Here is a 12,873-nt window from a genome sequence, read left to right on the forward strand (position 1 = left end):
TTATTTATAGGGTTTATTATTTGTTTTAATATAAAAATCCGAAGAGCCACAATGGTATCTGCTTATCCTTTCCAATCACCATATTTTCAATAATATGAATAATATCGGTGGTCGATTTTCTTCTAGGCAAGTCAGCACTTCGAAGTTTGTATTTTCCATTTACGATAAAGTCCACACCTGTGCCTTCTGGATGACTCACGGAGTATCCTGCATTCTCTAGCTGAGAAATTAAGAATACCTTACGAATCATTTCCGGAGATTGCTGGTATGGATACATTGCAGAAGCGATGTTAGTGTCATTGATGTACACTCTATCGGGTTTTTTAGGGTATTCATACCCTTCTTTGTACTCCATCCTAATGAGTTGAGCATCTGATAGGTGCTTGAGGTAGTTCATTACCGTTGCACGACTTGTTCCGATTTCGTTACTCAATAACGTTACGTTAGCTACTGCCTTAGGCTGTACAGCAATAAGGTACAGTAGTTTTCGTAGTTTATGAAGGTAGGTGGGCTCAATTTGTCTAATATATACCATATCTACCTCCAATAGAATATTAAGATTTTTCACAAGAGTCTCTCCATATAGAGTGGCATCCATGTACGGTGGGTAGTATCCCACTTTAATGTACTTCTTGAAGTCCTCTATTGGATGTATTTGCTCCAATATCTTAGAGGATATACTCACGTGATCATTTATGATTTCTTCGAGTGTATATGCCTTAAAGTTTAACTTGTGATGAAAGTTGAGATACTCTCTGAATGAAAAGCCGTGAAGATCATATACTTTCATCAGACTCTTAAGGGCTGGATAGTCACTTTCCATATTCATCACAGACGAAGCTGTGAAGATGATCTGCAGGTTAGGCATCTCATGGTAACACCTTAGGAGCTCATTCTCCCAATCAGGGTATTTAAAGATCTGGTCTAAGATGAGTAGCTTGCCACCTTGTTGGTAAAAGTTTGAAGCAAATTCGAAGAGTGTGCTTGTGGCAAAGTAGAAGTGATTGAGGTTCACATACATACAAGACTGCGTGTCATGACCATACTTTTCTCGAGCATATTCCAGCAGGAACGTTGTTTTGCCAATCCCACGAGTACCCCTAATGCATATCAAACGTGCTGTGGAATCAATTTCATCATACACAGTTCGTCTTATGGTCTCTTGAGTTTGTTCAAGTAATCGTTGATAAGCTCTTACAAATTCGTTCATATAAAAAGTATTTACAGCATCCTCCTCCCGTTAATCACAGTAGAATTCGCCGCATATGTAACACAATCTTATTCTCAAACGTTACCTAGACTAATACCTTAATAACATACCAAGGTATGATTTATCCCCTTTTTTGTGTTTGTCAGTTGTAACTAATTCGGACACAAATGTACTCAAAAATATTATGATTTGCAAACTCCGCTTTGCACAAATAGGGTGTTTTGCGGATGTGATAAATGTAAGATGTAATGAATTGAAAGGAATTAATTATTATGCTGACAAAGCGACGTCCAAAATAGCTCATAGTATAGCTATTTGTGAAGAAAAATGATGAATTATAATCACTACCCAAATGGCGTTTTTAGTATTGTATGGTGTAGATAACTATGCTGGGCAGCACCGTAAACGTTGCATTCTGATTATATGTAAGGGCGATGAGCACTTGCATTTGTTGAAGTAAAGTGATTTAAACGATTTGAAATAAAAAAGGTTTTTAAGGTGTTAAAAATCTTCCTATAGGAAAAGGAAATCCTTCTCATATCAAAAAAATATTTTTCTTATGTGAAGCATTTCTCTTTCATATAACCAAAATTTTATCTGTTTTGAGGCGTCAAAAAAAGGTTCTTGAAAATTTTTTATTGGGGAGAAACATCTTATCCTAGGTTTGTGCTTTAAAATATTCGTAGCTAATAATCCACACCATTACACGGCTAGTATTAGCCTATTTATATCGTGCTGAATTATAGGGTTATAGAAAACTTATGGGAGCTTAAATATTTATCGAGGTTTTCGCTTGCTTTTTTTCGTTTGTGCTAATAAATTAGAGTTATAACTGATAACTCGTAATGTTATTATAATATAATGCTGATAAATTCATTCAAGAAAAATAGTGATAATTAGAAACATTGGGGTATATTTGTTGTTGCTAAGATTGCGAACAGTGACTAATAAAAACTAATAATAATTAAGCTATGGCAAAGAAAAATTATGTCCTAGACACTAATGTGATTCTTCATGATCATAAGTGTATAAAGAATTTTCAGGACAATAATGTATATATACCAATAACTGTATTAGAGGAAGTTGATAAATTCAAAAAGGGTTTTGATCAGATCAACTTTAATGCTAGAGCATTTGGCAGATTGCTAGATGATAGCATTAAGGAAGCTGAAATAGATTCAGATCAGAATAAGAGTGGTGAAAATGGCGTTTCTATACAGGATAATGGCCTCCTAATCAATGCTGATGGAGGGAAAGTTTTTATCCTAACAAATGGTCAGCATCATAGCAGAGTTAATGAGACCTTCAATACTCAGATTAACGATCACCGCATACTCTCTGCAGCCCTAACGCTATCGGAGACTTCGGATCTTCCTACGATACTTGTGTCCAAAGATGTTAATCTTAGGATTAAGGCCATCTCTTTAGGTCTAAAGTCTGAGGATTATACGACTGACCAAGTGAAGAATGTAGAGGATATTTTCTCTACCAATTATCACGAGGTGGAAGTCTCTGATTCGAGCATTATTGATCGTCTATATACTTCGAAGCAAGAGGGGATACCTATTACAGAGGTGACTCTTCCATTCACACCTATGCCTAATCAGACATTTGTTCTTAAGAGTACTCAGAGTGCCGCTCTCGTGAGAATAGATAATGATATCGAAAGGATCAGAACTATTGAGAAGCGTACACTGATGGGTATCACTCCCCGCAATGCTGAGCAGACTATGGCATTTGACTTATTGATGGATCCGTCTCTATCGTTAATCGCGATTACGGGTACAGCTGGTACGGGTAAAACGCTCTTAGCATTAGCTGCTGCTCTTGCTCTCCAAGATGATTTCCAGCAGATTATTTTGGCTAGGCCTATTGTTTCGCTTGCCAATAAGGATATCGGCTTTTTACCTGGTGATTATAAGCAAAAGGTAATGCCATACATGCAGCCTTTATTTGATAATCTTAATGTGATTAAATCCCAATTTGCACCAAATTCTAGCCAAATTAGGATGATAGAGGACATGCAGCAGAATGAACAGCTTGCTATCGAAGCACTAGCATATATTAGAGGTAGGAGCTTGGCTAATGTTTTTTGTATCATAGATGAAGCACAAAATCTTACCCCTCAAGAGATAAAGACTATTATTACACGAGCTGGAGAAAATACTCGTATGATCTTTACAGGCGACGTTCATCAAATAGACTCTCCTTATTTAGATAGTCGAAGTAATGGTCTTGCATATATGATTGAGAAGATGAGAGGTCAGCAATTTTTTGGTCATGTTAATTTACTTCAGGGAGAGCGTTCTCACCTCAGTGATGTTGCTGCCAAATTGCTTTAATGCTATAAAATATAAAATATAATAATCAAAAGAAAAACGGGAATTTATGAAGAAAAAATCTGTTAAATTCAGTCTCGTATACAGAGACATGTATCAGAGCTCAGGAAAATATCAGCCTAGAGCTGACCAACTCGAAAAAATCGCTCCTGCAATCGTCGAAATGGGCTGCTTCTCAAGAGTAGAAACCAATGGTGGAGCTTTCGAGCAAGTACAACTTCTTTACGGTGAAAATCCCAACAAAGCAGTTAGAGCATTTACCAAAGCATTTAATGAGGCTGGTATCCAGACACATATGCTTGATAGAGGGTTGAATGGGCTTAGAATGTATCCAGTACCCGCTGACGTTCGTAAGCTTATGTATCGTGTCAAGAAGGCTCAGGGAGTTGATATTACTCGTATCTTCTGTGGACTAAATGATGTTCGTAATATTATTCCTTCAATTAAATATGCTAAAGAGGCTGGAATGATTCCTCAGGCGACTCTATGTATCACTCACTCACCTGTTCATACAGTAGAGTACTATACTGATGTCGCTACTCAGTTAATTGAGGCGGGTGCTCCTGAGATCTGCCTTAAAGATATGGCTGGTATTGGACGTCCTGCTACTCTTGGTAAAATTGTCAAGAATATAAAAACTAAATTCCCTGATGTTATTATAGAGTATCACGGTCACACTGGTCCAGGCTTTTCTGTAGCATCTATGCTAGAGGTATGTCGTGCTGGTGCAGATTATGTGGATTGTGCTGTAGAGCCTCTATCATGGGGTAAGATTCACCCCGATGTAATTACAATTCAAGCCATGCTTAGGGATGCTGGTTTTGATGTCCCTGACATTAACTTGAATGCCTATATGAAGGTTCGTTCGATGACTCAAGACTTCCTTGATGACTTCTTAGGGTATTTCACTAATGATAATAACTTTAAGATGACCTCTCTCCTAGTAGGTTGTGGCTTACCAGGAGGAATGATGGGTTCTATGATGGCGGATCTAAAGGGTGTTCACTCTGGAATTAATATGTTCCATAAGCAAAATGGCACTCCTGAATTGTCTATTGATGATTTGATGGTTAAGCTATTCTTAGAGGTAGAGTATGTATGGCCAAAGCTAGGATATCCACCATTGGTAACACCGTTCAGCCAGTACGTCAAGAATGTGGCTCTTATGAATGTATTCAATATGGAGCGTGGCGAAGGCAGATGGCAAGCCATTGACCCAAATACATGGGATATGATACTAGGTAAGGCTGGTCATCTTCCAGGTAAGTTGGATCCAGAAATTATTGAACTTGCGAAAGAGAAGGGACTTGAATTCTCTGAAACTAATCCACAGGATAACTATCCAGATGCACTTGATGATTTCAAGAAGATTATGGATGAAGAAGGCTGGGATTATGGTCAGGATAATGAAGAGCTATTCGAATTGGCTATGCACGAACGTCAGTATAGAGACTACAAGAGTGGCGTAGCAAAGCAGAGATTTGAAGAGGATTTAGCTAAGATTAAGGCTGAAAAGGACGCTAAAGCTGGATACACTCCTGAGATGGTGAAGGAGATGGAGCAGATTAATCTTGAAAATATCCAGGCTAAGAAACGTGCTAACCTGAATCCTATTACCGCTCCTATCAGTGGTCAGGTATTCTGGGATGTTGACTTCGAGGATCGTTCGGCAGTACCTGCTATCGGTACTTCATATCACGCAGGGGATAAGCTATGCTTTGTACAAAGTCCTGTGTCATATAGTATGGACGTACTCGTTGGGGTCTCTGGGCGTATTCGTGAGATCGTCGCTGAGCAAGGTGCTCAAGTCAAGAAAGGTGATGTTATTGCCTATATGGATGAAGTAACTGATTATTTACCTGAAAAGGAAGAAAAGAATGCTCGTATCTCTCGCATAGAGGGAAGTGAGTATAAGTCTAAAAAACAGCTAAATAAAAAGAAGTGATCATAGTTGATTAAATAGTATTTGAGCCCAATCCGTTTATTTTTTGTAAATGGATTGGGCTCTATTTTTGTACTCCAATTAGTTTTTACACCTATTGAATTGAAGCGGGTCATAAAAATCAATCCTAAGTTTAAGTCACTTCTGCCATATTTAGAGACTCTTGACGAGAATTTTGCTCAATCTGGCACAACGATTTATAAGGATAGAAATGAGGTGAAAGTAATGGATTGGAATGGTTGCTTGATTAATGTCAAAAAATATACCATCCCAAATGTTATCAATAGGGTAGTATATACGACTCTTAGAAAGCCGAAAGCAGTACGAGCATATCATTATGCTGATATCCTTAGAGAGAATGGAATTGCTACTCCTGAGCCTATTGGATACCGTCTTGAGAAAAAGGGGCTTAATCTTGGATATAGTTATTTGGTGACTGTACATTTACCATCTCAGAATATGCTCTATGAGTTTGGTGAAGGTGGTATAGAGGGTAGGGAAGATATTATTAAAGGATTAGGGGCATTTGCTGGGAAGTTACACGATGCAGGTATTTTACATTTGGATTTTTCTCCAGGTAATGTCTTATACAAGCGAAATGATGAGGGGGAGATAGAGTTTAACTTAGTAGATATTAATAGGTTATCATTCGGTCCAGTAAGTATTAGGAAAGGATGTGCCAGCTTCGAACGATTATGGGGTGGGGATGACTTTTTAGATCTTTTATCTGAAAGTTATGCTGAAGCAAGAGGGGAGAAAAATGTAGAAATGGTAAAAAAATGGATTCATAACTATCATCGAAGATATTGGAGCCATAGATCGCCATGGGTTATAAAGAAGTAGTAAAAGGGTTTGATGGTGAGTTTATAATACGAAGGTACTTTCGATATAAATTTCGACCATTATGGACATAAAAATATGGATAAGTCTAAAGATCAGCGATCATCAGTGATAATGCAACCAGGGGTACTTGATTTTATTAAGTATGCTGCTGCATACTGTGCTCTTGTGGAGCCTCAAACTACTCCATATTGGAGTAGAGATACTATTAATGAATGTCGTAAACTTTTGGGATGGGTTTATGCTACAGGGCTTTCGTTACCAGACTTATCCCTTGACCCTTTTTTGCAATTAGAGCGAATGGTGAAGGAGTCTGAATATGACCTCGTACGGAATCGTATTCAGCATACTCTCGGGGAGCATGATCTTTTCCTAAATGCTCAGATGGAGGAGATGAAGTATTCGGATGTGCCCGTCAGTGTCAGTACTTCAGAAATATTAGCTGATATATATCAAGAACTAGCTGATACAGTATGGATTTTTAGGGGGCAAATAGAACGAAATATGCACCAAGCCATTGCCGAAATTAGGTATTCTCTTGAGCATGAACTAGGGAGCTTACTATTGGCAGCGACCAGACAGTTACATGATCTTCATATTGACCCATTTTTTGAGGTAGCTAATGACAATGATGAATTTTTAGGATAAGTCTATTGACTATAACCTAAGGTTCCTAAAATAATAGACTAATAATGGACAAAAAATTATTAGACATAACAAAGGATGAATTAAACAAGATGGATGTGGAGGAGCTTAACCTCCCAGTTGTTATAATTGATGAAACAAGTTCCTTTGAAGATGTCAGTGAGGCTTGCGACAAATTACTGGAAGGGCCCAAGATTCTTGGTTTTGATACCGAGACAAAGCCTTGCTTCAGAAAAGGAGAACATCGTAAGGTCGCACTTCTTCAGCTATCCAGCCAAAATATCGTCGTATTAGTCAGATTAATAAAAATAGAGGATAAGTCTATACTGGAACCGCTTATAAAGATTCTTAAGAATAAACGGATTGCCAAAGTAGGGATCGCTATTGGTGATGATGTTCGTGGCTTATACAATAGTTATGAGATCATTACTAATAAGTTTTTAGATCTTAGAGTATTGGCTAAAGCTTCAGGAATCGGAGCTCTTTCGCTTACCAAGATATATGGGCTATTATTTGGAAAGCGAATATCAAAGTCGCAGCAACTATCTGATTGGGAAAGACCTCAATTTACTGAAGCTCAGATACGTTATGCTGGGCTTGATGCCTATTCTGGTCTGTGCATATATATGAAATTAAAAAGTAATGCCAAGAAGGATATGTATCAGCACTTTCAGAAACCTGAACCTCCAAAGAAGAAGAAAAGAAGGCGCTATAAGAATAATCTAGCACAGAATTCAGAACGAAATACTAAATGTTGAAAACTGTCACTCTTAAAAAAGATCGCAAACAGTCACTCGATCGCAGACATCCATGGATTTTTTCTCGTGGACTAGAGGATACGTCTGGAATCAATGGTGGTGATCTTATTGATGTAATTGATCATAAAGGCACGTTTATGGCAAGGGGATACTATGAGCAAGATAGTATCGCAGTGCGTATTCTTACATTCAATAAGGATGAGCAGATCAACCCAGCTTTTTGGGAACAAAGGGTACGTCAGGCTTTTGTTTTTCGACAGGCCATTGGCTTAACTAAGCCAAGAGAGGCCTACAGGCTAGTTAATAGCGAAGGAGATGGACTACCGGGGCTGATTATCGATGTCTTTTCTGATGTGATCGTCATTGATGCATACACTAAGGCGATTCACTACCATATTAATGAGATATTATCCGTCTTGCTTACTCTCTACCAAGATGATGTTAAAGCTATTTATTATAAGGCTCCTGAATCATTAATAAACGATATTGATGTCGCATCTCGATTGGAGCAAGTGTTATGGGGCGATTATGAAGATATTGAAAATGTCATAGCTCTAGAGAATGGGGTTTCTTTCTATCCAGAGATTCTAAGTGGTCAAAAGAATACCTATACGCTAGATCAGCGGAATAATAGGCTGCATTTAAGACATCATGCTCAAGGGCGAACCGTTCTTAGTGCCTTTTCTCATTATGGAGGTTTTTCTTTGGCAGCTCTATATGGCGATGCCAAAGAGGTAGTCTCCTTAGACTCGTCATCGAAAGCTATAAACATTCTGGAGCGGAATATTCGGATTAATTTTGGAGACAGTCAGAGAGCACTGCGTCATACTTCTGTAGTGGAGGATCCATTTAGATATCTTCAAGAGATGCCTCATGGTGCTTTTGATATGATTATTTTAGATCCTCCTGCATTTGCTAAGCGAAGAGAGGTTCTTAGGAATGCTCTACAAGGTTATCGAAAACTTAACTCTGAAGCTATTAGAAAAATAGCTCCTCATGGTCTAATATATACGTTTTCTAATTCACAAGTTGTAAATGCTGATCTATTTAGGCAAAACATCTTTACCAGTGCCCTAATGGCAGGTCGTGAGGTGAAAGTGCTTGATCAGTTTGGACAAGCATACGACCATCCGATTAGCATTTATCACCCTGAAGGAGAGTATCTCAAAGGATTATTATTGTACGTTGAATAAGTATAAGCAGGATATGAATTATTTCAAGGCTATATCTCTATCACTCCTAATGATCCTCTTTTTTGCTCAATGTAGCAGTTGCGAAAGAGGATCAAAGAATGATAAGCATTCGACCTCAACGTATAGAGAGTGGGAGAGTATCTTGCAGAGCGATACTTTGAAGGTGGGCACAATGACATCTCCGACTGATTTTTATATCATGAGAGATCAGAGCTTTGGCTTTGAGTATCAAAAGATCTCAGATTTCACTACGAAGCATGGTTTAACTCTCGATGTTAAGATCTCATACAGCATTGATTCACTACTCTCATGGTTGAGAGAGGGGCAGATTGATCTTTGCATAACACCATTACCTCAGACTAAAACGAATCAGACAGAGTATTTATTTGCTGGGCTATCGAACATGAGTTCTCTAGTCTTAGTACAGAGGAAGTCTGAACACATGGTGTCCTATATTGCTGACTTAGCAGGCAAGTCGGTTTACGCCGAAAGTAATAGTGCTGCCGAACTTAGATTAAAACAAATCCAACAAGAGATTGGGCGAAATATAAATGTGATTACCAGTGATACGCTCATGAGCGAAGATCTCTTAGTCCTCATGAATAGTATAGATTCGATTCAATATGTGGTTTCGGATAAGAGGAGTGCAAGGGTTATTTCGCATTATTACCCTAAGCTGAATAGCTCGCTATCATTAAGTGCCCCTGTCAAGCATGGTTGGGTCGTTAATAATAAGAATAATAGCTTGAAAGAGGCTCTCGACGATTTCTTTTGTACCTCAAAAAAGAAGAAGCATTATGAGGAACTTCTAAAAGAAGATAGTCATTTGCAACGTTTTTTCAAGAGCGAACAAGGATACACTAGCTACAGGCCGATGAAAAATGGTGAGATCTCTCCATACGATTCAATATTTCAGAAAGAGGCCCTACGTCTGGGATGGCATTGGACATACTTAGCAGCTATAGCTTTTCACGAATCAACCTTTAGAAGTGATATTGTCGCTTGGAGTGGAGCTCGAGGTCTTATGGGTATTATGCCTTCTACTGGAGCTGCTTATGGAGCTAATCGTAAGCAGTTGCTGGATCCCAATGTCTCAGTTAGAGTAGCGGTCGATTGCTTGCTAGAGTACGGAAGTAAATACAAGACACTTCCGAACGAACTGGACCAAATCTGCTTTACTTTAGCGTCATATAATGCTGGAAGTGGACATATTTTGGATGCCATTCGTTTGGCAAATAAGTACAATGCTCCTGTGGATAGGTGGTATGGAGGAATAAGAGAATACGTTATTCTCAAAAGTAATCCCAACTATTATAATGATCCAGTGGTTAGATTTGGTTACATGAGGGGACGAGAGACTGCAGATTATGTGGATAATATCATAGAACGTCAAGAGTACTATAAATCAATAGCAAAAGTAAAATAGAATAATATATTAAATCAGCGAAGTTTCATTAATTATGAAAGTAATAAATTTATTAGAGGAATGCTCTGTACTTAATAGGTACGTAGCAGAGTTACGTGATGTAAAAATACAGCAGGATAGACTCCGTTTTAAGAGAAATATTGAACGGATCGGCGAAATCATGGCTTACGAAATTAGTAAAACCTTTGAATACGAGCCATGTGAGATTCAAACGCCTCTTGCTATGTCTGAAGATCTGCTGGATCAGGATAAGGTCGTTATTGCAACGATCTTGAGAGCTGGATTACCATTACATCATGGCTTTTCAAATAATCTAGACCGTGCGGATAATGCATTCGTCACAGCTTATCGTAGATACAAGGATCGCTTGGATTTTGAAGTGATGATAGAGTATCTTTCTAGTCCTAGCTTGGATAACAAAACCCTTATTATCACTGATCCAATGTTGGCTACAGGTAGCTCTATGGAGCTTGCATATCGTGCTCTTATAACTAAAGGAAAGCCAAAGAAAGTACATTTTGCATCCGTTATTGCAAGTGTTGATGCGATTGATTACCTACAGAAAGTGATGCCAGAAGATAGTACATTATGGGTTGTTGCCATAGATCCTGTGATTGATGAACATTCCTATATCATTCCAGGATTAGGAGATGCAGGAGATTTAGCTTTTGGAGAGAAGCTGGATAATTAATACGTTCTTAATACTAGCTTATTATGAGGCAGGCACGTTAGCACTAAGCACTCTTACTTTGATCATTTTTGGGTCATTCTGAGACTTAACTAATGATAGGAGGGATAAGCCTCTTGCATAGTATTGCTGGTATAAAGCTAAAGGCAGTTGGAGTATTTCTCCAACTGCCTTTACTTTTATTTATATCATAATCACACTTTAGTGGTCATGTTCATGACCCTCTTCCATTGTTACATGAATGGTGCCTTTAGGATGCTCAGTAGGGCCATATATACTATAAAGCTTTAATGGCTTATCTCCTATGTTTTTGATGTTATGCCATTTACCTTTCGGGATGAACACAACTTCATCAGCGTGTATCTCTTGACGGAAACTTTGATCATCTTCTGTATCTCCCATAATGACTAATCCTTTTCCACTTTCGATACGGATGAACTGCTCGATATTCGTATGAATCTCGTGTCCTATCTCACCATCTACAGGGATACTCATCAGAGTCATCTGAATATTATCTCCTGTCCATACAGTGGTTCGGAAGTTGTCGTTCTTCATGGTGTACTTCTCAATGTCGAAAAGGCTGATCTCTCCACCTTTATCACTAAAGTCAAAGATGGTCTCGTCATCATCAACATCTGTCATTGTCTCAACCCTATTGTGAGCTTCTTTTTGAGTCTCTTTTTTTTCTTCTGGAGAGCAAGCAAATAATATTACAGCTATCGCTACGAAAAAGGTGTTTAATGTTTTCTTCATCATTTTCTAAGTTATTAGTTGTTTATATTATACACGTACTACTTCAGTATCAAATATAGTTTATTTAAATCTATTAGCCAAGAGATATTCCGCTATTTGTATCGCATTTAATGCGGCACCTTTTCGGATTTGGTCACTCACGCACCAGAAAGTAAGTCCGTTATCATTTGTTAGATCTTTTCTTATTCGTCCAACATATACAGGGTCTTTCCCAGAAAGGAATAGAGGCATAGGATATTCCTGCTTTTGTGGCATATCCATAAGAACGACTCCTGGAGCACTCGCAAATGCTTCCTTAGCTCGATCCACAGATATAGGCTCTTCAGTCTCCACCCATATCGCTTCAGAGTGGGCTCTTAGGACGGGAACTCTTACACATGTCGCACTCACCGGGAAGTCAGCCTCCATGATTTTACGAGTTTCATTAATCATCTTTAGCTCTTCCTTGGTGTATCCGTTCTCTGTGAATTGATCTACTTGTGGAATAAGGTTAAATAAAAGCTGATAGGCAAACTTCTCAACCGTTAGATCGTCACCTCTTGCAAATTCCTTGGTCTGTTCTAGCAGCTCCTCAATTCCAGACTGTCCAGCACCGCTAGCACTTTGGTAAGTAGCCACATGTACTTTGGTGATGGGGGATAGCTGGTGAATAGCGTTTAAGGCAACCAACATCTGTATTGTAGTACAGTTAGGATTCGCGATAATATTCCTAGGAGTACTTAATGCTCTGGATGCGTTCACTTCTGTAACAATAAGAGGAACCTCAGGATCAAGTCTGAATGCACTGGAATTATCAATCATTATAGCTCCATACTTTGTGATCGTTTCTGCAAATGCTTCTGATGTGCTACCACCAGCAGATGTAAACACGAGGTCAATATCCTTGAATGTATCCCCCTCCTCCAGTAGTTCCACGGTGATTGCTTCACCCTTAACAGTATAGGTCCTTCCTACACTTCTCTTAGAGCCAAATAGTCGTAAATGATCGTAGGGAAAGTTTCTCTCCTCTAGTAATTTAATTAGTTCTTGTCCAACGGCACCCGAGGCACCAACTATTGCAATATTCATCATGATAATTC

General features: G+C 38.6%; 11 protein-coding genes. 8 read left to right on the forward strand and 3 right to left on the reverse strand.

Annotated elements, in window-relative coordinates; translation table 11 throughout:
* Nucleotides 1–25 precede the first annotated feature (25 nt).
* A complete protein-coding gene (locus QYZ87_10440) occupies nt 26–1,210 on the reverse strand; it encodes an AAA family ATPase (GenBank protein MDN4754926.1) in 1,185 nt (394 codons plus the stop codon).
* Nucleotides 1,211–2,181: 971 nt separating this feature from the next.
* On the opposite strand from QYZ87_10440, the gene QYZ87_10445 reads away from it, so the two are divergent.
* The 8 genes from QYZ87_10445 (at nt 2,182) to upp (ending at nt 11,044) form a co-directional block, all read left to right on the forward strand.
* The gene (locus tag QYZ87_10445; protein MDN4754927.1) at nt 2,182–3,552 is read left to right on the forward strand and encodes a PhoH family protein; all 1,371 of its coding nucleotides are present in this window, start codon (nt 2,182–2,184) and stop codon (nt 3,550–3,552) included.
* A gap of 46 nt (nt 3,553–3,598) precedes the next feature.
* A complete protein-coding gene (locus QYZ87_10450; GenBank protein MDN4754928.1) occupies nt 3,599–5,494 on the forward strand; it encodes a biotin/lipoyl-binding protein in 1,896 nt (631 codons plus the stop codon).
* A gap of 99 nt (nt 5,495–5,593) precedes the next feature.
* Nucleotides 5,594–6,334 (forward strand): lipopolysaccharide kinase InaA family protein, encoded by a 741-nt coding sequence (locus tag QYZ87_10455; protein ID MDN4754929.1) that lies wholly within the window; start codon nt 5,594–5,596, stop codon nt 6,332–6,334.
* A gap of 75 nt (nt 6,335–6,409) precedes the next feature.
* On the forward strand, nt 6,410–6,979 hold the full coding sequence (locus QYZ87_10460; GenBank protein ID MDN4754930.1) for a DUF5063 domain-containing protein: 570 nt from the start codon (nt 6,410–6,412) through the stop codon (nt 6,977–6,979).
* Nucleotides 6,980–7,023: 44 nt separating this feature from the next.
* Nucleotides 7,024–7,734, forward strand: coding sequence for a 3'-5' exonuclease (locus QYZ87_10465; GenBank protein MDN4754931.1), 711 nt, complete (start codon nt 7,024–7,026; stop codon nt 7,732–7,734).
* Nucleotides 7,728–8,927, forward strand: a complete 1,200-nt coding sequence (locus tag QYZ87_10470) for a class I SAM-dependent rRNA methyltransferase (protein MDN4754932.1) — start codon at nt 7,728–7,730, stop codon at nt 8,925–8,927. The genes QYZ87_10465 and QYZ87_10470 overlap by 7 nt, the downstream gene beginning before the upstream one ends.
* Nucleotides 8,845–10,353, forward strand: a complete 1,509-nt coding sequence (locus tag QYZ87_10475; GenBank protein ID MDN4754933.1) for a transglycosylase SLT domain-containing protein — start codon at nt 8,845–8,847, stop codon at nt 10,351–10,353. Before QYZ87_10470 ends, QYZ87_10475 begins: the two co-directional genes overlap by 83 nt.
* Before the next feature lie 34 nt (nt 10,354–10,387).
* Nucleotides 10,388–11,044 carry a uracil phosphoribosyltransferase gene (upp, locus tag QYZ87_10480; protein MDN4754934.1) on the forward strand — a complete coding sequence of 219 codons (657 nt, stop codon included), beginning with the start codon at nt 10,388–10,390 and terminating at the stop codon, nt 11,042–11,044.
* A 198-nt stretch (nt 11,045–11,242) separates the two neighbouring features.
* Here upp and QYZ87_10485 read toward each other — a convergent pair whose 3' ends face one another.
* Together QYZ87_10485 and QYZ87_10490 are read right to left on the reverse strand one after the other, a co-directional pair.
* Nucleotides 11,243–11,797: a cupin domain-containing protein gene (locus QYZ87_10485; protein ID MDN4754935.1), complete on the reverse strand. Its 555-nt coding sequence runs from the start codon at nt 11,795–11,797 to the stop codon at nt 11,243–11,245.
* A 57-nt stretch (nt 11,798–11,854) separates the two neighbouring features.
* Nucleotides 11,855–12,862, reverse strand: a complete 1,008-nt coding sequence (locus QYZ87_10490; protein MDN4754936.1) for an aspartate-semialdehyde dehydrogenase — start codon at nt 12,860–12,862, stop codon at nt 11,855–11,857.
* Between the last annotated feature and the right edge of the window lie 11 nt (nt 12,863–12,873).

The sequence above is a fragment of the Porphyromonadaceae bacterium W3.11 genome (genome assembly GCA_030434245.1).
Lineage (GTDB): Bacteria > Bacteroidota > Bacteroidia > Bacteroidales > Porphyromonadaceae > Porphyromonas_A.